This window comes from Schlesneria sphaerica (genome assembly GCF_044336245.1).
Classification (GTDB): domain Bacteria; phylum Planctomycetota; class Planctomycetia; order Planctomycetales; family Planctomycetaceae; genus Schlesneria; species Schlesneria sphaerica.
Map to the genome: position 1 here is coordinate 6,305,689 of NZ_CP172346.1, position 21,423 is coordinate 6,327,111.

Genomic DNA, 21,423 nt, shown 5'->3' on the forward strand with positions numbered 1-21,423 from the left:
GACGGTTCAGCGAAGCGTGACGAAGTCGTTGTGATTCATCAGAATCCAGATCAGATTGGCTCGAGACGGGTCCACCGACTCCCCATTTTCGCTCTTCCAGCGTTTCATGGCGTTCAGGCTGGCTGCGATTTCTGCTTCATTGGGATGCATACACAGAACCAGCGCGAAAGCCCGTTTGACAAAATCCGTGTCATCGGTCGATTGCTGTGAAATGCGATCGGCAATCTGTCGGGCTGAATCGAGCACCAGCCCGCTGTTCGTCATGGCCAAAGCCTGCTGCGGAACAATGCTTTGCTCGCGGCGGTAGCACTCGCCGACATCCGCTTCATCAAACGTTGTCAGAAACAGATTCCGTTCATTATTCGAATGGAAAAAGTACATGCTGCGACGTTTTGAGTCGGCTTGCTGTGCGGGCATGACAGAGGGCCCCCCCATGGTGGGGTCGAGCGTTCCCGTGAGGCTGAGGATGGAATCCCGGACCGCTTGGGACTCAATTCGGATCGGGGTTCGTCGCCACCAGTAGCGGTTGTCGGGATCTTTCTTAAGGCAGTCTTCCGCGTCGACGACTGAGGAACTCATCCGGTAAGTCGACGACATAACGATCAATCGATGCAGGGTCTTCAGGCTCCACCCCTGTTCCATCAGCTCCGAAGCAAGCCAATCGACCAGTTGAGGATCTGCTGGCGCGGGACTGTTTCTTCCCAGGTCGAAGGGGGCTGGGGCGAGAGGCGTACCAAAATGCCTGTTCCACAGATGGTTGACGGCCACACGCGCGGTGAGCGGATTGCGTTTGTCCGTAATCCACTTCGCCAGTGCCAGACGTCGACCTGTACTTTGGGCAGGCAAGGCGGGTGAGGGATCATCGGCTCCTGTATTTCGAAACCGCGTGGCGGTCCAGCGGGTCCCCGTGAAAGGGGTGTAAGCATCGTCTTCCTTGATCGGCGACTGCGCCAGGGATTCTGCTTCACTCAGCTTCTTCCGGGCTTCGTCGAGTTTCTTCTGTGCCTCTTCTTTCTTGGCGTCATTGGCACTGGCGTGAGCGTGCTGAGCGAGGAGCACTTCACGTTCGGCTTGAGCGATCGCGAGGTGCCGCTCCGCTTCAATCGCGGTGGCCTTTCGGGCCATTTGCAGATCTTGAGCGGCGTTTTCCTGCAATGCCCGCGTGGCTGCCACGCGAGATTCGACACTATAGAGTTCGGCCCGGGCGATCTTCAGTTCGGCGTCGGCCAGTTCGAAGTCATTCTGGTCGCTTCCCTGGGATTTCCCCATCGGGTCTATCAGCAACTCATTCCCAGGCAGTTCGGAAAGCTGGAACTCATGAAAAGTGGCGAGGGCATCGAACGTCATTAACCGCAGCGATCCCTGACGTCGAGGAATCGGAGTGCGGTACGCCAGGAGATGTTCTCCGTTGATCGCGGCGTTAATCAGTGATCCTCGAACCCGAAGCTCCAAGACGTATTCGCGACCGAGCTCGAAGGACATCGACTTCCTGCCGTCTCCCGGGTAACTCCATTCTCCCCCTGTGCGGTAGGAAAATTGAACTTTGGGATCAGCCAATGATGCACTGACGTAAAGTTGCTGGCTGGTCTCGGATGCACCACCGGGAAAGTTCTCGGAACTGGTCGTGTCGAACACGATTCCCAAGCTTTGCCACTGGCTTCCGCCGTTGATCGTAAATCGCAATACCGCCTTGAAGTTATCGGGAGCGCGCTCCAGTAACGTGACCGTCGGTTGATCGAGGCCGTCTTTTGTTTGCTCGAGTTTTCCCGGTGAATGGACCCAGCCTTTGCCGTCAAGTCTCCAGCGGGCCGGATCCAGCGTCTCGAACGTTTCTTGGATTGGCCGAGGTGCGTTCGATGCCGCCTCTGCAGAGGTTGTCGTGGTTCGTTCCAGAACCTGCAGGGCTGCCTGCCGCTTTGCTTCCGCAGACTGGAGCTTCTGCCGCGCAACGGCCACATAGTTTTCCATCACCCAGGGACGCAGTCCCGGCTGTGATGCGGTGGGAGAGAGACTGACCGGTTCGACCTTGAGTTCATCGAAAGCGAGCAGTTCGGGGACACCGGGATGAATGGCCGTTCCCTTGTCGGGCTGCGCCTCGTCCCCCCGAATGAAACGGTAGGTGGGAATGTCTGGCAGACCGTCAAAAGCGCGGGGAATGCCATTCTTGTTGAAATCGATCTCCCCCGGAACCATGTCGATACGAGTCAGATAGGGCTCGAAGAAGGAACGCATTTTGTAGTAGTCGACCTGCGAAACCGGGTCGAACTTGTGATCATGACATTTGGAGCAATTCATCGTCAGCCCCAGCATGGATTTGCTGACGTGCTCGACGGTATCCTCCATCCATTTATTACGATTGAAAATGAAGAAATTCCGAACCAGGAACCCCGTCGCGCGGAGTTTATCAGGGTCGTCGGGGGCGATTTCATCGGCGGCGAGCATCAGACGGAGCATCTCGTCGTAGGGCGTGTCACGATTGAGGGATTCCACAATCCAGTCACGCCAGTGCCAGATATGTCGGTCGCTGTTTCGGAGTTGTTCGCCCAGTCCCCACCAGTCGCTGTAGCGCCAGATATCCATCCAGTGGCGGCCCCAGCGTTCGCCGTGACGAGGGTCTTCCAGCAGTCGATTGACTGCTTTCTCGTACCACTGAGGTGATGTGTCCGATTCAAATGCGGCAATTTCTTCGGCCGTGGGAGGGAGGCCGATCAAATCCATCGTGAGTCGTCTGAGCAGGACGATTCGAGGGGCTTCTGGCTGAGGGGTCAAACCGTGTCGTTCGTGTCCTGCAGAGATCCAGGCGTCGATCGGATTGCGAACCCAGGCGGTATTCTTGACCACTGGGACTTCAGGGCGTACGACCGTGCGAAACGACCAGTGTTCTGTCGGGTCAGACTCGGGTTGCTCATCGTCGGGAGCGGGAGCGCCTGCAGCAATCCATTTCCGCAGCAGCGCAATCTCTTCTTCTTTGAGGGGCTCACCCTCATGTTCGGGGGGCATGCGGACCGAGGTGTCTGTCGCGGCGACTCGTTCCAGCAGCAGACTGGAATCAGCGTTTTCTCCGGGAGTGATGACTTTTCCGGAGTCACTTCCCTTGAGGATCAACCGGGCGGTATCCAGACGGAGGCCCCCTGCCTGTTTCAGTCCGCCGTGGCAGGCGTAACATCGTCCCTTAAGCAGTGGCTTGACCTGCGTCTGGTAATTCACGCCATCATCGGCGGCGGCAGCGAGCGAAATCAGATTGAACCAGCAGGTCGCGAAGAACCATCGTTGTAGAGAAATCCGCATTGTGCACCTTCTGAAACATGAGTTTGCGGCTTTATCTATCGTCTTGCTCGTTTGCCTTCCCCGAAATCTGCGTCAGGATCGGGTGATTATTGAGAATATGATAGCTAAGGGATCGCCGAGCACTCTGCTCATCTCGATTGAGAAGAAACGTCAAAATTTCTCGATGTTGACGGACTGTTTCGATCGCGGCATCGAGGTCGTGGTCTTCCCAGTGGAAGAGCAGTTCGTAGTAGCGGCCCTGACGAACGAAGAAATCTTTAATGTAGACGTTACCCGACAATTTGATCAGATAGTTGTGCAGTGATTCATCAATCAGAGGCAAACTTGATGGATTGGCCGGATAAACGTTTGCGTCCAGTATTCGCCGTAATTCTTGTGAGTCCAGTCTGGGAAACGCGAGTGTGAGTGCCTTGAGTTCCAACGATTCGCGAACTTCAACGAATGCCTTCAAGTCGTCCTGACGAAATGCCCGCAGTCGCCATCCCCGTCGGGGAATGTGATCAAGCATCCCCTCCCCCGCCAATCGGTGAAAAATGTTCCGTATCACCGAACGACTGACGTCGTACTTCTCGGCGGTCACTTCTTCCCGCAGGTAAATCGAATCTCCTTCCAGGCTCGCCTTAACGAGGTCGTTTGAAATGGTTTCGTACGGGTCGCGAAGAGGTTCAGGTGGTTCCGCAGGAGGCAATTCCCCTTGTTGCGGCGGGCAGTTCACACTGGCGATCAGTCGACGGTTTGAGCCTTTTTCAAGCAACCCCTCACTGATTAACTCGGCAATGGCAGATCGAATCGGTGTGTGGCTGACATCGTAGTGTTCCGCCAGCGCGTCGATTGTCAACTGCGCAGGCTGAACCATGCCCGATTTCAGGCGGGCTTCGAGATCACTTTTGATGAAGTCGGCGATATACATCAAAGAGAGCGTACTTGTTATTGAATACAAAAGCAAGTACATTGTCTTCAAAATCAAATCTCCAGTCGTGTGCACACTTCACTCTGTCATGGAATCTCAATGAAAATTACGGCGATCGAGACTCACGTCTGTCATGCCCGCATGCGGAACTGGATTTTTGTCAAAGTCATTACGAATCAGCCGGGGCTCGTCGGTTGGGGTGAAGCAACGCTGGAGTGGCATACCCGCAGCGTGGTGGGCGCCATCGAAGATCTCTGTCAATTACTGGTGGGGGAAGATCCGCGTCGGGTGGAATACCTGTGGCAGATGATGTGGCGACAGCACTTCTGGCACGGGAACGGCATCGTACGATCGACTGCCATCGCCGGAATCGACCTGGCTCTGTGGGACATTCTGGGCAAGATTCATGGCGTGCCATGCCATCAACTGTGGGGCGGCCCGGTACGCAACTCGATCCGACTCTATTGTCATCTGGGCGGGGGAAACCTCGAGAGCTTCTATGAAACTCCCGTCGACAACGCGAATCAGTTCGCCGATCTGGCTCGGCAGGCGGTTGAGGAAGGATTCACCGCCTTCAAATCGATGGCGGTCCCCCCGACGATGCCGATCGAGGGGATGCGTTCGATCAAGGCGGCCGATGCCTGCGTGTCCGCGATGCGCGACGCTGTCGGTGACGACATTGATATTATGGTCGACTGCCACGCTCGCCCTTCCCCGGCCATGGGGATGCAGTTCGCGCAGGCTCTGGATCAATATGGCCTCTATTTCTTCGAAGAACCCTGCTGGCCGGAAAGTCTGGATGGTCTGGCCGCGATCAATGCCGCGGTAGTTACTCCGATCGCAACAGGGGAACGATTGACTCATCTGGCGGCGTTCCGGGACCTGTTCGCTGTCCGCGGATGTGAAATCTGTCAGCTTGATCTGACTCATTGTGGTGGCTTCACTGAAGCGCGGCGAATCGCGGCTCTGGCGGACGCTCACCGGATTGCCCTGGCGCCCCATAATCCACAAGGGCCCGTCAGCACGGCCGCCTCGCTGGAATTCGGGTTCTCGCAACCGAACTATATCATCTGTGAATCCGTGCATCAGGACGTTCCGTGGCGTGATGAAGTTGTCGATGAGGGCTACGTGATTGACCCTCGAACAAGGACCGTCACTCCCAATACGCGTCCCGGGCTGGGGGTCACCGTCAATGAAGAGGCGATCAAGAAGTATCCGTTCCAGCAGGAAGTACTGCAGCGAACCTTCTACAGCGACGGTGCGGTGGGCGATTGGTGATCTGGCCAGCCGGTCCAGCGCGGGAGCCCGATTGATGAGCTGGACGCTGGACTGACCTGCGCTCTGGAGCGCCCGACGACGTAAGTACGGTTTGTGGCAAGCAGATTTCGTGTGACGGAATTTGCTTTGATTTGAATCCCGCAGCGACAGGAATATCACTTCATGGCGGTTTCCCGTGATCATGGCACGCTCCAGGGTGTGCTGCCCGTCCTCCATACTCCCTTTTTTGAGGATGAGTCGATTGACTGGAGCACGCTGGAGCGAGAGATCGACTGGGCGTTTGAGGTTGGTGCAGACGGTGTCGTGGTCGCCATGGTCAGTGAAGTCTGTCGGCTTCCCATGGAACTGCGACGTGAGCTGGCGGAATTTGTCTGCCGCCGTGCGCAGGGACGCGGATTCTCGGTGATCAGTGTCGGGGCCGAGAGCACGGGCGAAGCGTGCCAACTGGCAGAGCATGCGGCCCGCCATGGAGCCAGCGCCGTGATGGCGATCCCACCCATCGCCACCCGGTTGCCTGCTTCCAGGACACGCGACTATTTCGGTGCGATTGCCGAACGAGTTTCGATTCCGCTGATTGTCCAGGATGCCTCCGGGTATGTAGGAGCCGCCATTTCGCTGGATGTCTATCTGGAACTGCTTCATCGGTTCGGCCCTGAACGGATCTTTTTCAAGCCAGAGGCGCACCCACTGGGCCCGAATTTGTCTCGATTGCGAGATGCGACCAAGGGAGAGGCAAAGATCTTCGAAGGGTCGGGGGGCATCAATCTGGTCGACTGTTACCGTCGCGGCATTCAGGGAACGATGCCCGGTACGGATCTGCTGGATGGTGTGATCTCCCTCTGGCGAGCGCTCGAAGCCGGGGATGACGAGCGGATCTATCAGCTCTCATTGCCGATCTGTGGACTCGTCGCTTTGCAGCTCTCGGCCGGTCTGGATGGATTCCTGTCGATCGAAAAGTATCTGATGAAGAAACGGGGGATTTTTCCCAACACTGTTCAACGGCAACCGGTTGGCTGGGAACTCGATCCCGAAACTCAGGCCGAGGTGGATCGACTGTTTCTGAGGCTGCAGGCCACGATTCGATAAGTGGCGACCAACAAACCCGCAGCACCATACGTGGGAGGACTCGACGATGAAAACGTTCGATGACGATCAGACATCGGTTGGACAAGTCGAGTCGTTGGAAGATCCCACGTTCCAGCGACCCACCCAGGAACTTTCCTCTTCATCAGAGATCGTGTGGGACGGGAGTCTGCGTGCAACGGCCGTTCGCTACCGGGCGATTGGCTGGCTAGCGACGGCCAGCGGGCTGGCCTATTTGTGCCGAAATTCGATTGGCGTGGCAGAGAGCCGTATCCGGGATGATCTGGGATTAACCCTGGCGGAATCTGGCCAGTTCATGGGGGCTTTCTTCTGGACGTATGCCCTGTTTCAAATTCCGACCGGATCGTTCTCGTATCGGTTTGGTACGCGACTGGCGATGACCTGCTTTGCGGTCGCCTGGTCAGCGGCCATGTTCGGCACCGCCCTCTCTTCCAGTTTTGCATTGTTGATTGTCGCTCAAATGGTGATGGGAATTGCGCAGGCAGGCTTTTTTCCTGCTTCGATCAATTCCATTAAGTACTGGATGCCGATGTCACAGCGATCGCTCGGGTGCGGTCTGCTGGCAGTGGGAATGCAAGTCGGCGCCATCGCGGCCAGCGTCCTTACGGGGCGACTGCTGGAGGTGAAGGTGATGACGTGGATGGAGGTGATGACGTGGAGAAGTGTCTTCATTCTCTTCGCTCTACCCGGTTTTGTCTGGGCCTTGATCTTCTTCATTCGATTCCGGGATCGTCCTGAGGGCTGCGCCGGCGTTAACTCCGCGGAGCGGGAACTCATTAGCGCGAATGTCTCTCCTGACGATGTCTCTCGCCGGGAGAATGAAGCTGACCGAACGAACTGGCTGGCGATGTTCAGTCACCTGGGCCTGTTGCTGATTTGCGGTCAACAGATTTGCCGTGCGGCAGGCTACATGTTCTTTGCGAGCTGGTTTCCGACCTTTCTGCAGCAAACCCGGGGTGTATCCATCGCGCAATCAGGCTACATGCAGGGGATCGTTTTTGCAGGAGCATTGGGTGGGAGCCTGCTCGGCGGACTTCTCGTTGACTGGGTCTGGAAACGGACCGGCAGTCTCTGGCTCAGCCGAAGTGGAATCGGGGCGTATTCACTGGGAATATGTGGATTGCTCATTCTGGGAAGCTGGTATGTGCAGGACATGACTGCGGCGTTGATGTTACTGGCCGTCGCGGTCTTCTGCGGGTCGTTCGCTGGTCCGGCGATGGGGGCGGCCGTGATTGATATCGGTGGAGCGCGCGTTGCACAAACACTGGGTACTGTCAACATGGCGGGCAATCTGGCAGTGGCGGTTTGCCCGATCATCGTCGGCGAACTGTTCCAGCAAACCGAGGACTGGAATCTCGTCCTGATTCTGTTCGCTGCGACATATCTGGTGGGGGCGCTCTGCTGGGCCTTCGTGAATCCGTCCCGCCGGATTTTCACTCCGCTACAAGCTGACTCGTGAAGAGTGCGCCACAATGGGTTGCCATGCGCCTCTGCAAGTCGCCGCAGTCTGTTGCCAGATTTCGCGATTCGAACGCGCATTCCTGATTTGACCCCGGAAAGCGCAAATTGTTGAGATGTCTGGCCTCGGACAGCATTTCGCTCCCGTCTGATGACCAGCATTTTTATGACGGCCATCAGTGCAGCGGCGGTGAATGCGACGAGGAAGTGGCACTCCGTCGTCTGCGCCGGGGGCAACGGTCGCGGACCGTTCTTTCTTTTTACGAGTCTGCTGCTTGTCATCGTGTCCTGGGTTTCAAATAATTTAATCCAGCAGTCCCGTAGTGGGAAATTCAGTCTCGAACGCGATTCCAGGCGCACTGGAGTCGTGGTTTTGCGATTTTTATGACTCGAACCGAGACAATTTCCCTGTGGGCACTTCAATTTCGGGCTCTGATGTCGGTGATTTCCTGCTACCGTATCCATCCTCGCGGGCGACAACGAGTCGCGGAGTACATGCCTTCTCTTCGTCGAGTCTTCAAGCGAACGCACTGCAACTTTGAAGATGCACCCGGGCCACGTTCAATTTCAGTAAAAGGATTTCCAGATGAATAGCGATGTCAGTGCTCATGTTGCCTACCGTCATATCCTCGTCGCAACCGATTTTTCTCCCCCTGCGGAAGCCGCGTTGAAGCAGGCTGTCTGGCTGTCACAGAAAACAGGTGCGAAGATCACGTTGGCTCATTGCCTTCCCAATATTCGCAAGCTGCTGGAGTCGGCTTCCTACGAGGGGAAGAAAGACTTCCTCTATGGCGAAGGAAGTACGTTCCATCATGAGGTCGAGCGTGACTCGCTTGCCAAAATGCAGAAGCTGATCGCTCAGACGAATATTGGCAGCGATCAGATCCGCCCCATCACGCTGCTCGGGGCCCCTCACCTGCAGATTGCGACAGCCGTTCAGAGCGAAGGCTGCGATCTGGTATTGGCGGGGACACGCGGGATGTCGACCTGGCAGCACTTTCTCATTGGCAGTACCGCGAAGCGGCTGGTTCGTAACTGCCCTGCCTCGGTCTGGATTGTTAAGGGGGAAACTCAAAGTCAGCCTCAACGGATCCTCGCAGCGACAGATTTTTCGGATGTCAGCCGCAAGGCGGTGCAAGAGTCGATCTCGATTGCGAATCAGGCGAATGCCGAACTGCATCTGGTGCATGTCATTGACTCACTTGACGCCACGGAAGAGGTCTTGAGTAAAATTCCGAACGGAAGCTCGCTGAGAAGCGAAGTCAACGTCGAAGCGAAAAAGCGATTCGACGAGTTTGTCTCTTCATTGAATCTCGGAACCCGGACCGTCCAGCAACATCTCAGCTACGGAACCCCGTGGCAGGAAATCGGCAGGCTGACGAAGCACATCAATGCAGATCTGGTGGTGCTGGGCACCATTGGCCGCAGTGGCATCCGGGAACTGTTGCTGGGTAACACTGCCGAGAAAGTCCTCGATACCTGCGACTGCAGCATCCTGACCGTCAAGCCGGCCGACTTTGTTTCACCGATCATCCTTCCATTTAAGTCAGTCGCGGGTCAACCAAAGACCGACGCATAACCTCGACGACGGCTCCTGAAAGGCGCAAACAACCCGGGGTCGGGCGTTCAGATTTCCAGACGGGCGACGGCAGTCATGACGTCCAAGTCGTTCCAGACCAGTTCGGAAACTTGAATACCCGACCCCGTTTTTGCCCGAAGAGACTCCCCTCAGCCCGGCTCAGTCCTGATCACTCCCCTTGCCTGCCATTCGCTGCACATGTTTGACAATCTCCACAACGGCCACCGGGATCAGGGAGCAAGTGACGATCAGTGCCCATTCGGAAGACGTGGGTGGAACCGTATTCAACACTCGTTGCAGAAGTGGAATATTGACAGCCGCCAGTTGGAGAAGCACGCAGATGATCACCGCCCCCCACAACCACGCATTCGCGAAGAGATGTCGCGTGAAGGCGGACCCGTTGCGGGACCTTGCGTTAAACGCATGAAAGACCTGAGACAGTGCCAGCGTCATAAAGGCAATCGTCGTGGCGCGTTTCAAGCCGTCCCCTTCGCTGCCGTGCCAGTTTAAACCAACGGCGAAGGCCAGCAGCGTCACTGCGGCGAGCAACAACCCTTCCCAGGTAATCAGGAAGATAAGACGAGGTGGCAGGATGGGAGTATCCGGGTCACGGGGTCGCCGCTTCATGATGTTGGGCGTCGAAGGCTCAAGTGCCAATGCAAACGCCGGGAAGATGTCGGTGATCAGATTCAGCCACAGGATCTGCAGTGCCGCCAGTGGCAGGGGCCAGCCAATCATCAGGGCCGCAAAGACGGTGATGACTTCCGACAGGTTGCACGAGAAAAGGTAATGGATGAACCGGATGATGTTGCCGTAGATAATTCGACCCTGTTCGATCGCACCGACGATACTGGCGAAATTGTCGTCGGTGATCACCATGTCGGAATTTTCTTTGGCGACTTCGGTCCCCTTGATGCCCATTGCGATTCCGATGTCCGCTTCTTTCAGTGCAGGAGCATCGTTGACTCCATCCCCCGTCATCGCGACGACGTGCCCCTGTCGCTGCAGAGCCGCCACGATCCGCAGTTTGTGTTCTGGCGAGACACGGGCAAAAACCCCGGCATCGGCGACCGCCTGTTCCCAGCGCTGGTCGTCGAGATCAACCAGTTCTTTACCATGCACCAGCCGCAAGGGGCGGCCATCGTGGTCGTGATCGATTCCCAGTTGGCGAGCAATCTCGCCGGCGGTTGCCTGCTGGTCTCCCGTCATCATGACGGTCCTGATCCCCGCCGTGCGACAGACTTCAATCGCTGATTTGGCCTCTTCTCGTAGCGGGTCACTCATGCCTACCAGCCCGATGAAGACCAGATTGCCTGACTCGCCCTCTTCGTCCCCTTCTGCCCGTTCCCGTCGGCCGAGCGCGAGAACCCTGAGAGCCGCGCCGGCGAGGACTTCGTTCTGTTCCTCCCAGTATTTACGATCTTCCGATGTCAGCGGAACGGCCTGGCCATCTCTCAGATGATGCTGACTGTCGGCGAGAAGGCTGCCGGGCGACCCCTTAATGAATTCGATATGTTGACCGTCGGAAGTCTGGTGTACTGTCACCATGCGTTTGTTATCGCTGTTGAACGGGATTTCTCCGATCCGGGGAAACTGGTCGGCCAGCGCGTCGCGATCGAGCCCCCCCTTTTCGCCGACGACCACCAGCGCGGCTTCCGTCGGGTCCCCCAGAACGGTCGTCTCGTCCCCCTCACGTTCAATCGCGGCATCGTTACAGAGCATCCCGATTTGCAGCGCCTGGACGAGCGATTCATTGGCTGACGCTTCGACGGTCTGATTACCTTCCTGGAACGTCCCCTCGACTTCATAGCCTGTGCCAGTCACCTGAAAATGCCGCTGGTCTACAACGATCGTGCGCACGGTCATCTCGTTCCTGGTGAGCGTTCCCGTTTTGTCTGTGCAGATGACGGTGACCGAACCCAATGTTTCGACGGCCGGGAGTCGGCGGATCAGCGCCCGAGTTCTGGCCATTCGCTGCATTCCGAGCGCCAGCGTCATGGTCGTCGCAGCGGGCAATCCTTCCGGAACGGCAGCGATGGCGAGCGAGATACCGATCTCCATCATATGCCAGAAATCCGTGGTTCCTCTGATCCAGCCAGCCAGCACGATGACGGCGCATAAGATCAGGACGACACCAATGATCAGTCGACCCAGTTGGGCAAGCTGCTGTTCGAGTGGGGACGTCCGTGCGACCACTTCATTGATCAACGTTCCAATCTTGCCGACTTCGGTCTGGGACCCCGTCGAAGTGACGAGCATGCGACCCCGTCCGTCGGTGATCGTGGTCCCCAGAAACGCCATGTTCAAGCGATCGCCGAGTGCGGCATCGTCTTCGGCGATCGGTTCGGATGTTTTCGTAACCGGGACGGATTCACCCGTGAGGACGGCTTCTTCGATCTGCAGCCGGACGGCTTCCAGAATGCGCCCATCGGCGGGAACACGGGTCCCGGCAGACAGCACGACCAGATCACCGGGGACGAGATCTTGGGCGGGAATCTCGTGTTCATGACCATCGCGGACGACATGAGCGACAGGAACGGTTTGCCGTTGCAGCGCGGTTAATGCCTGTTCGGCCCGCCATTCGGTGAAAAATCCGATCATGGCGTTAATGAAGATCACAACGAGAATCGCCGCTCCCTCGATCTGTTCGTTCATCGCAAACGCAATGACCGTGGCGACGAGCAGTAAGCCGACAATCAGGCTTTTGAATTGTGAGATGAGAATGGAAAACGCTGAGCGTTCTGCGGCCTGAGCAATCGAATTGGGACCAACCCGTTTCAGTCGTTCTGCGGCTTCCGCGGAAGTGAGACCTGCTTCTTGATCTGTGTTTAACCGGCCAGAAATGTCATCGACAGAGAGCGTATGCCAGGCATCGAACTTCGTCGCAGCGTCAGGCGAAGCCCCGTTTTCTGATTCCGTCGACCCCGAAGCTGTGTCCGTGTGCTTTTGCACGTCGATTCCTCACAAAGAAGTAGAGGCGCAGGTCCCCGATGCCAATCCGAAGCAATCATTACAAAATCGTCATCTCGATCAGAAGCTGAGACAGCATTACGTGTGCCAATGCGAGTAAAATGACTCGGGATTTGATGGTGCAAATTCCCTTGGAATACGGGCACGAGCAAGCATCGAGGTGGTTCACGGAAACCCATTGATGCAGGGAGCAATGATAAGGTTTTTCGCCCTCCTCGGGCAGCGACTCTTTTGCAGGCAAGCTTCTGGCGGAGTGCGTCAGGCGTGCGTTCATAGTCTGTTCAAGAACGGGGATCGACTCCGAAGGTGTCCCGAAATCAACGAGGAACTTGCACGGTTCCAGGCGCCTGCACCACAATTTCATCAGGCAGCGAAGCGATGTTCGGGCCGCAGCGCCGATCCTGAAATTGGCCCCCCCCGCCTCAATTCAAAGACTCGACAAAAAAAACAGAGATGAGCAAGTTGAACAAGTTGAGCAACTTCCCTGTTTTCAGGGGCCAAACCGAGAATCAAAGTCGCTCATTTTGAGCAAGTTGAGCAACTTCGAAGTCGTCACCAGAATCAGACCCAGGAATCAGGCCACCGTCTTCATTCACTCTACACGAAGCCGCCAACATGCGAGCCGCCCACCTGATGAAAGACCACCGACCGCGGAATCGCGGAAGGCTCAGCGAACATCCACGACAGATCAACCAAAACTCAGCGAACCACTTTGGCAGGCCAACCGCTCCCTCAGCATTGAATTCGTAATAGGTCAGGGAATTCAGGACCGACCCGCTTAGGAGCGTGAGCGAATCCCCGGTCGCCCCCTGCAAACCAAACCAGGCGACAAATCGGAACCTCTGACAGCAACGAAATCAGGTTTGAAACTTAAGCCCTCTCATCCTAGTGCGTGGCGTTTGTTGCGTCAAGATTTCTTGTCGTTAGATGTCTTCGTGCGGTTGCCTGCCGGGGAGAGTCCTGGGGACATGATCTGCAGACCGTTTCTTGTTGAGTCTGAGGTGCTGTGGATTTTTGGGTCGGATCAACTTACAAGAAATCACGCCCGCAGTTCGAAGTGGCGTCGGTCTCGCATGCGAGGGGAGGATCATTTTCGGATGAGGTTGCGGTAAGCGGTGTGCTCATCGATCTTATGCCGAGTGATTCGATGACGATCGCAATGATCGTCGTCGGTCAGTTCGAGCTCTGGAGGGTGGCCCAGTCGTCGCTTTGGACGTCTGGGTTGCTGAGCAACAATGAGGCCTCAAGCCGTCCAGAATCAATGATGGTCGATTGGATGTTTGCGACAGGCAAACTGGTCGAGGCTCCCGTGAGATCGGGATTCACCAGGACGCCCAAGTTCAGTGGAACTGCCTGCGGCTTCGCCACCGTCGCAGTGTCTGAGAGGCGGGGAGTGCAGAACGGTCGAGGAAGAGTGGACCGACGCTCGATGGGCGAGACCCCGTAACGCCTGTACTTGTCCAAAAGTCCAGCAAGATCGCAAGGAGGATCGCGGTACACATCGTCTTCGTGACGGGGACCGCTGACACAATCGTCGGCTGCTGTGACCCGCATCAATCGCTCGACGACAATGCCTCTTGGTCCGATGCCATCGGCTGGATCGAAATCGTCCCGCCCAGGAAAGCTGACTCCATGCCTGAGCGGGCAACAACGCGAGCACTGATCAAGTTGCCCGGATACACTGTAAGTTCCAACGGAGCAACTCGCGAGATACCCTTGTCGGCTGTCCGCTTACCGTTTTATGAAGGGCTGGAAGAATGGGACGAAGTGCAGTCGCGTTGCTTTTTCTGGAACGATGCAAAAGATTCCGAACTCAACCGCCAACATTCTGGCGCGTGGCCGTTCTTTCATCTCCCTTTGCATTCTTCCTTATCTTCTTCAGTGCCATAGTGTGGTACTTCTGGCACGCACGCGGGCAAGGCTTCCTGGGGTGGTCTATTGGCGCGTTCACACTGGGTGTCTTGTTTCGAGAATTCCAGATGATTCGTCAATTCATCCGAGTCCGGCCCCGAAGTCGTGGATTGGGACAAGCTGGATGCGATCCTCTCAACGGAAACTGATCGAGGAGCATCAAATCCAGAGCCGACAAGTTCCGAATAACTGAGTTGGGTCCGTTCGTGAGAATACCCGCATCGCCAGACGGAATTTCCGGTCGACGCGAACAAGCAGACCAGAGGCCGCTCGCACGGGGGGATCAATCTGGCCGAAGCCCGCCCCCAAGATCGTCGCGAGACTCATGACGGTGATTGTCTAAAATCGTACGGCGATGGTTTTGATGCAGTATCAGGATTCCGAGCGAATGTTGTAGGTTTGGATTGTTCGCAAGTAGCTGACTGCAGCTACCGAAAGACTTCCCGCTGCAAACCCAACGCGTAGTTTAATTTTTTCTGCGTCAAAGGCTGTGCAAATTGACGAGCGAGTCTGGCCTTCCGTGTGACATACCCGAATAATCCCGCTGCCGTGCGCACAGCACAACGACGTCCACTCACTCGATTTCATCAGGTGCCAATTCATGAGCCAGCCAATTGTCGTGAACGTGCCGCACAAATTGGGCAAGGCGGAAGCCAGGCGCCGGATTCAGGAGGGATTCGGGGCGATGCAGCACCTCGACGGTGGCGGTGTGCTGGGGATGATGTCCCTTGAGAAGCGATGGGAGGGGGACCAATTTCATCTGCAAGCGACTGGACTGGGCCAGAAGTTCTCGGCCGAATTCCAAATCCTCGACGATTCGGTCAATGTCACGGTCAGCGTTCCCGAATTCCTCGCGGCCCTGGGGGGATTCATCAAAGCCGCCGTCACCAGCGGAACCGTTAAAGCCCTTGGGCACTCCCGGTAGCGAGCGTCGGTTCACGGTCCCTTCGAGCAGACTGTCCGCCAGCCTTTGTCGTCCATTTCCTTTCATTCTGCCCCGCCGAAGAGGCCATGACGAGAAGTTTTCCGTCAGTGCATCCATGACGGCTCGCCGATCACGTCGGCAAGAATTCCAGAGCTGAGGGCCTCGTCGAGGTCGCACCGCGCAGTGAATCTTGCTCGTGGAGGCCACGCACTCACTCGGGCGATACAGCGGCGATTCCTATTCCGAGGGGGTGAGGACCCGTTTTGGACGTTATCCCTCCGAATCTCCGCGCAGCTTAAAACGTCGCCCGAAGATGGAATCATCGAGCGACGTTCTGGAGAGCGGTGGTTATCTGGACACGCTTGCCATTAGCCAACTCGGGTCGCTCCCCATCTTTCAAGCGGAGCGACCTGAGCGGTTTGTCGTGAAGTGCATTACTTTACGGGAGTGTACTTGCTCATGTCGCTTGAAGCTGTCTGGCACGTCGTTGCGAAGTTGTCGCTCAACGGTCCGAGCCAGTCCTGGACCATTCTGGTAATCTTTTCGCCAGCCTTCTGAGGCGAGCCGGCGTCGAATGGAGGGGCGGGGTCGTACTCCAGTGCCAGTTGCATCATCTTGGCGATGTCCTCACCGAGGAGTTTGGCCAATAGCGCCAGTCCGAAGTCAATACCGGCAGTCACTCCTCCGCCCGTCAATCGGTTGCGATCAGCGACGATTCTCCCTTGCTCAGGGATCGCACCGAAGAACGCAATCGCGGGATGCAGAGCCCAGTGACAGGACGCTTTGTAACCTTGCAGTAGACCAGCGGCACCGAGGATTAATGAACCTGAGCAGACGCTTGTCACGTATTTTGCTCGGGATCCCCGATCCGCCATGAAGGTCAGCACTTCCGGGTCGGTCATCACGGGAATCTGCCCCGGTCCGCCGCCGACGAATAACACGTCTAAGTTGCTGGGGCAATCGGCGAGAGTTTTGGTCGGCTTAAGCACAATTCCCGTGTCGGTTTCGAGCAGGTCAGTGTTCTTCCACACCAGATGCAGGTTGCACGACGTTGACAGCACGGTCTGAGGGCCGAGCAAATCCAGCAGCGTCATGCCGGGGTACAACAACATCCCGACCTCGGGGAGCCGCCCCTGGTGCATCATCGGGAACCCACTGCCACTCCCTTGAATGCGGGGTTGCTCCGCGGCCGACAAATGGCTTGCCGAACCGAGTGCCGCTGCCGTCATGACTGTGCCACCAAACTCTCTCCGATTCATCGTAATCTCCCTTGGAAGAACCCTGAAATACGTGCAGTGATGAAAACCGCGCGGGTGCGCGGCTGCATGACGACTGCCAGCGTCATGTGTTTTTGCCAGACGTGGTTTCTCGGACTGACGACGGTTCTTGAATGTCAGTTCGCCGCCAAAGGTTGAATACGCTGGGGGCCTTCATGAAGAACCAGACAGCGAGTACCACATCACACACGGCGCATCCAATCGATGATGTCGGCAGAAAGGAAATGATGGGTTGTCCGATGGAGTGATGCAGCACGTCTGACGTCGTGTGCAGAAGCCAACCGACGCCAATCGCCGGATAGAAGCGAAGTCCGATCCCTGCACACAGCAGAATCGCGGCGGACAATGGGATCTCGTAAATACCGAGCCCGTCGTTGAAGTAGGAACCGCTTGCGCCGGCAAGGATAATCGCCATCGATTTCTGGCGTGTCGGCTCTGTGACAAGCGATCCTATTGTGATTGCCACCAGCCCGACCAGGATCGAACCCCAGATATCATGCATTTGAATGTGGTTCATCGTGGTTCCTGATACGTCCGCTTAACATTCATCTCACGAAGGGCACGGTAGACGCTGGGTGCCCCCCTCAATGAGCTCACGCAGGACGTCAAAGGCATGTACGGTTGACGTGCTGCAACTCTACTTGACGCGGCAGATGGCACAAATGACAATCTTCCGACAAAATCGGCCATTCTTATCGGATCAGGGAACAGCAGAGACAGATGAAACCACGCGGTAACAATCGAACGGCCCTGAGAACTCGCCGCATCGTGTTTCTGGCGTTTCGCGATGTTGTTCTGCTTGATCTCATCGGACCCTGGGAGGTTTTATATTTGGCCAATGTGCTGACCGGAGGAAAGACACCTCCTTACGAACTGGAGTTAGTAAGTGGTGATAATTCGATGGAGATTCTGTCCTGCGGAGGAATTTCTGTGGGAAGCCACCGCATGGCCAGGAATTGTCGCGGGGCGATCGACACATTGATCGTTCCTGCCAACGGCATGAGTGGGGAAACGCAACCATCGGCTCGCTCGTTGAAGATCGTGCAAGGCTTGGCGGAGCGCTCTCGACGCGTCGTTTCGATCTGTGGCGGTGCGATGCTCTTAGCGTCGGCTGGGCTGCTGAATGGCAAGCGCGCAACCACGCATTGGCTCGTCGCGGGTGAACTCGCTGCCCGGTTTCCCGAGGTGGTGGTCGAGCCTGATTCGATCTACGTCAAGGATGGAAATGTCTATACATCCGCTGGAGTGACGGCCGGGATCGACCTGGCGTTGGCTCTCGTTGAGGAAGATCTGGGGCGCGCGATCGCGCTCAAGTGTGCAAAACATCTCGTCATGTTCATTCGCCGCCCGGGCGGGCAGTCTCAGTTCAGCGCCACGTTGGAATCGCAGCAGACGGAACGAAACGTGATCAATGAACTCATCGCCTGGGCGACCGATAATCCGGCAGGTGATCTCTCGGTTGAGGGGATGTCGGTACGGGCTCACATGAGCCTCCGCAACTTTTCTCGCGTGTTCCGTAGCGAGGTCGGACAAACGCCTGCAGCGTTTGTCGAGAAACTACGAGTGGAAGCGGCACGCCGGCGATTAGAAGAGACAGATCAGCCGTTAGAGGTCATCGCAAAGCAGTGCGGATTTGGCAGCGCAGATTCGATGAGACGATCGTTCCAGCGGGTGATGAAAGTCGCTCCCAGCGACTACCGTCAACGGTTCTGTCGGCAGTGATCATCAAAACCCGAGATCGTTCTTGTTCGAAGCGCAAAAAATGATATGACTCAGTTTCGGCTGCGTAATGCGCAGTGAAAAGCAGACTGAAGCGCAGAGGAAAAACGGCGTCTGCGACCAGGGAGTTGTCGGAAGAAGACCTTTCCAGGAGGCGCCATGAACGACGACTCCCTCTGAGCAATCACGGCCATGGGGCCGATCGCCGTCACCACTTCAGCCAGTCTGCGGCATACCACTGAGGAGCTTCGATATGTATACCCCTAACTCGTTCAGAATCTCCGACACTTCGGAGCTTCACGCCATCATACGGAAACACAGCTTCGCCATGCTGGTCACGCATGGCAAAAGTGGAATGACTGCAACACATCTTCCACTGCTTTTTGACGCAGGGGAAAATTCCCACGGTGTCTTACTCGGTCACATGGCAAGGGCGAATCCGCAGTGGCGGGAAACGGAGGGTGAGGTTCTGGTGATCTTTCCAGGTCCCCATGCCTACATCTCACCGACCTGGTACGAGACTCCAAGAACTGTCCCGACTTGGAACTATGTGACAGTGCACGCATACGGTTCGTTGCAGCTGATAGAGGACCGCGATCGTCTCCATGACATTCTCACTCGGACCGTTACGGTCTATGAGGAACGAATGCCGAAACCGTGGTCCTACGATATCAATGACCCAGAAATGGAGAAGATGCTGAAGTCAATCGTAGGCTTTCAAATCAACGTGAGCCGCTTAGAGGGCAAAGCAAAACTCAATCAGAACCATCCTGAAGAGCGTCGCCGTCGGGTGATTCGCGCTTTGGAATCGCAGCCAGGCGACGACTCCCGCGACATCGCCAAGCGAATGGCAGCCTCGCTTTCTGACGTTACCTGAACTCCACGGTTCTTCGTCCGAACGTCCTTCCAGAAAAGGCGTGCGTCGTTAATATGCGAAAGGGGCCGCGCCCTCCCTTTGCAGACCTTCCTGGAAAAGTTCAATCACCGTCTGTTCTCTCCAATTTCAACTTCGACTGGACGTCTTCTTCCGGGTCGAAGGAAAGAAACCGCGGGATGGCATTTTCTCACTTGAGACGCATGCGCCAAGCACGAAATGCGTCAACAGCTCAAGTGGTTTGTAATGCGGAACTGCATACGTCGGTATAGGATCAGGATCCATTTGCAGAAAGGCCAAACAGTAACGTGGATCTCTCACTCGGGAGTGTGGAATTCGCTCATCATCGCGCAACGCGAATCGAAACGGTTGGTCTACTCTGTGTATCCTGATTTGTGACGAAAGTAATCGCGAATATCCACATCGGGGCCAGCCCCCATCATACCACTAGACCATCTCGCGCGAATAACATTAAATTTTACATCTCCCGGCTGCAAAGACAATTCTCTGAGTTGAATTGGATCAGCCGTAAAGTCGATGAGCACGCGACTTTGATATTCTTCGAATGTCCAACCGCTGACACGAGCTCCATCACGCTCGTACAGTTCACGGAGATCTTCCCACGATCGAGGCCATGCGTCATGATTCTCTATCATGTATGTCGTGACTAAATCAGACGCGCCCCACACGGCATATGCGTCGTCGGGCCCGTATAATTCATGCAACTTCCATTTTACACTGACGTAGACAACGATTAAGACCGCAGTTAAAGAGAAAGCATACAGTATTCTCTCATCAACAAGTCGCATCTCTTCGTTCCCGCGCATTGGCGACGTCTGCTTGAGAGTCAATCTTCAAGTTGAACAAAAATATGGAGTATTGGAACGGCTCCACAAACGATTGCTGCCGCAACTGGTGGTTGAGGCAGGGTGATCGGGGTATATCAGATCTGGTTGCTGGCAGAAACACATTCATTTACGGTTGTCGGATGGCAGATGCGAGCGTTGTCTCAGGCCGAGTGATACGAGACAACCAGGATAAAAGGGGATTGTCCGATTCTGGTAAACTCGCTTTTGGGCGGTACCGTTGCTGAACGAAGGGGTGCTTTGACCTTTGATTGCTCGTAGATCTCGATGCTTGGCTCTGTTATGTCTGAATCAGCGGGGTACGACGGAATGGGAATGGATTCGACTGAACTGCGAGTGATGCGGGCCCAATTGGCGCTGGAGGGGTTGTCGGTCGGCGATGCGCTGGGAGAGCGTTTCTTGTCGCCGTGGGTTCGGGACATGTGTCTGCGGAACCGGATTGTGCCTGAGGGGCCATGGCGCTGGACCGATGACACCGCGATGGCCCTGGGAATCATCGAAGTCCTGGATCAACATGGACGGATTGATCAGAACGAGTTAGCCAGCGTCTTCGGTCGACGCTACACCTTGGATCCTGATCGAGGATACGGTCCCGCCCAGCACGACTTGCTGCGGAGCATTCACCGTGGCGCGGACTGGGAAGTCGAGTCGCGGGAGTTATTTGGGGGAACCGGTTCATTTGGGAACGGAGCGGCGATGCGCGCGGCACCCGTCGGCGCCTATTTTGCAGATGATCTCTCGTGCGTTGTCGAGCAGGCCGCACTTTCGGCCGAGGTGACGCATGCTCATCCAGACGGAGTGGCCGGGGCGATTGCCGTGGCGGTGGCTGCCGCCTGGGCCTGGAACCGGAGCCAGTTTCAACAGAAATTCCCTGCCAGCGACCTGCTGAAACTCGCTCACGAGTTAACGCCTTCGGGGCCCACTCGGACCGGGATTGAACAAGCTCTGACAATTCCGCTGACTGAGTGGGAATTTGATGTGGCAAATCGACTTGGCAATGGCTCCGAAGTCTCTTCGGCAGATACGGTTCCCTTTTGTTTGTGGGTCGCGGCTGCGCACCTGGATAGTTATTCCGAGGCACTTTGGACCGCGATTCGAGTCCACGGTGATATCGATACCAACTGCGCGATTATTGGAGGAATTGTTGCGCTGGCGAATGGAAAGAATGCCATTCCGTCAGAATGGAGTCGTCAGCGAGAGCGGCTGGGGTGAGAAGTCTTGTCCGTTTCTGCATCGTGCTCCCGCGCGAGCGGAACAGAGTTCA

At 56.3% G+C, this 21,423-nt stretch carries 14 protein-coding genes; 8 read left to right on the top strand and 6 right to left on the bottom strand.

Annotated elements, in window-relative coordinates:
* Positions 1-6: 6 nt before the first annotated feature.
* Together ACGY09_RS22675 and ACGY09_RS22680 are read right to left on the bottom strand one after the other, a co-directional pair.
* Positions 7-3,288 carry a DUF1553 domain-containing protein gene (locus ACGY09_RS22675; protein ID WP_397569547.1) on the bottom strand — a complete coding sequence of 1,094 codons (3,282 nt, stop codon included), beginning with the start codon at positions 3,286-3,288 and terminating at the stop codon, positions 7-9.
* A gap of 31 nt (positions 3,289-3,319) precedes the next feature.
* Positions 3,320-4,198: a GntR family transcriptional regulator gene (locus tag ACGY09_RS22680; protein WP_397569548.1), complete on the bottom strand. Its 879-nt coding sequence runs from the start codon at positions 4,196-4,198 to the stop codon at positions 3,320-3,322.
* A gap of 99 nt (positions 4,199-4,297) precedes the next feature.
* Between ACGY09_RS22680 and dgoD the strand changes: the two genes are divergently transcribed.
* The 4 genes from dgoD to ACGY09_RS22700 all read left to right on the top strand — a co-directional run bounded on the left by dgoD (position 4,298) and on the right by ACGY09_RS22700 (position 9,617).
* Entirely contained in the window at positions 4,298-5,476 is a 1,179-nt protein-coding gene (gene dgoD / locus ACGY09_RS22685) for a galactonate dehydratase (protein WP_397569549.1), read from the top strand.
* Between the two features lie 162 nt (positions 5,477-5,638).
* The gene (locus ACGY09_RS22690; RefSeq protein ID WP_397569550.1) at positions 5,639-6,562 is read left to right on the top strand and encodes a dihydrodipicolinate synthase family protein; all 924 of its coding nucleotides are present in this window, start codon (positions 5,639-5,641) and stop codon (positions 6,560-6,562) included.
* Positions 6,563-6,608: 46 nt separating this feature from the next.
* The gene (locus ACGY09_RS22695) at positions 6,609-8,039 is read left to right on the top strand and encodes an MFS transporter (RefSeq protein WP_397569551.1); all 1,431 of its coding nucleotides are present in this window, start codon (positions 6,609-6,611) and stop codon (positions 8,037-8,039) included.
* Between the two features lie 585 nt (positions 8,040-8,624).
* The gene (locus ACGY09_RS22700) at positions 8,625-9,617 is read left to right on the top strand and encodes a universal stress protein (protein ID WP_397569552.1); all 993 of its coding nucleotides are present in this window, start codon (positions 8,625-8,627) and stop codon (positions 9,615-9,617) included.
* A 159-nt stretch (positions 9,618-9,776) separates the two neighbouring features.
* Here ACGY09_RS22700 and ACGY09_RS22705 read toward each other — a convergent pair whose 3' ends face one another.
* A complete protein-coding gene (locus ACGY09_RS22705) occupies positions 9,777-12,569 on the bottom strand; it encodes a cation-translocating P-type ATPase (RefSeq protein WP_397569553.1) in 2,793 nt (930 codons plus the stop codon).
* A 2,530-nt stretch (positions 12,570-15,099) separates the two neighbouring features.
* Here ACGY09_RS22705 and ACGY09_RS22710 point away from each other — a divergent pair.
* The gene (locus ACGY09_RS22710) at positions 15,100-15,423 is read left to right on the top strand and encodes a polyhydroxyalkanoic acid system family protein (RefSeq protein ID WP_373652685.1); all 324 of its coding nucleotides are present in this window, start codon (positions 15,100-15,102) and stop codon (positions 15,421-15,423) included.
* Positions 15,424-15,857: 434 nt separating this feature from the next.
* Here ACGY09_RS22710 and ACGY09_RS22715 read toward each other — a convergent pair whose 3' ends face one another.
* Positions 15,858-16,682, bottom strand: coding sequence for a DJ-1/PfpI family protein (locus ACGY09_RS22715; RefSeq protein ID WP_397569554.1), 825 nt, complete (start codon positions 16,680-16,682; stop codon positions 15,858-15,860).
* Positions 16,683-16,764: 82 nt separating this feature from the next.
* Positions 16,765-17,217, bottom strand: coding sequence for a DUF6010 family protein (locus ACGY09_RS22720; protein WP_397569555.1), 453 nt, complete (start codon positions 17,215-17,217; stop codon positions 16,765-16,767).
* Positions 17,218-17,420: 203 nt separating this feature from the next.
* On the opposite strand from ACGY09_RS22720, the gene ACGY09_RS22725 reads away from it, so the two are divergent.
* Both ACGY09_RS22725 and ACGY09_RS22730 read left to right on the top strand, forming a co-directional pair.
* Positions 17,421-18,422 carry a GlxA family transcriptional regulator gene (locus ACGY09_RS22725; protein WP_397569556.1) on the top strand — a complete coding sequence of 334 codons (1,002 nt, stop codon included), beginning with the start codon at positions 17,421-17,423 and terminating at the stop codon, positions 18,420-18,422.
* Between the two features lie 250 nt (positions 18,423-18,672).
* Entirely contained in the window at positions 18,673-19,296 is a 624-nt protein-coding gene (locus ACGY09_RS22730) for an FMN-binding negative transcriptional regulator (protein ID WP_397569557.1), read from the top strand.
* A 371-nt stretch (positions 19,297-19,667) separates the two neighbouring features.
* Here the strand turns inward: ACGY09_RS22730 and ACGY09_RS22735 are convergent, their stop codons facing one another.
* Positions 19,668-20,102 carry a hypothetical protein gene (locus ACGY09_RS22735; protein ID WP_397569558.1) on the bottom strand — a complete coding sequence of 145 codons (435 nt, stop codon included), beginning with the start codon at positions 20,100-20,102 and terminating at the stop codon, positions 19,668-19,670.
* Positions 20,103-20,474: 372 nt separating this feature from the next.
* Here ACGY09_RS22735 and ACGY09_RS22740 point away from each other — a divergent pair, with 372 nt between their 5' ends.
* Positions 20,475-21,371 (top strand): ADP-ribosylglycohydrolase family protein, encoded by an 897-nt coding sequence (locus tag ACGY09_RS22740; protein ID WP_397569559.1) that lies wholly within the window; start codon positions 20,475-20,477, stop codon positions 21,369-21,371.
* Positions 21,372-21,423: the final 52 nt, after the last annotated feature.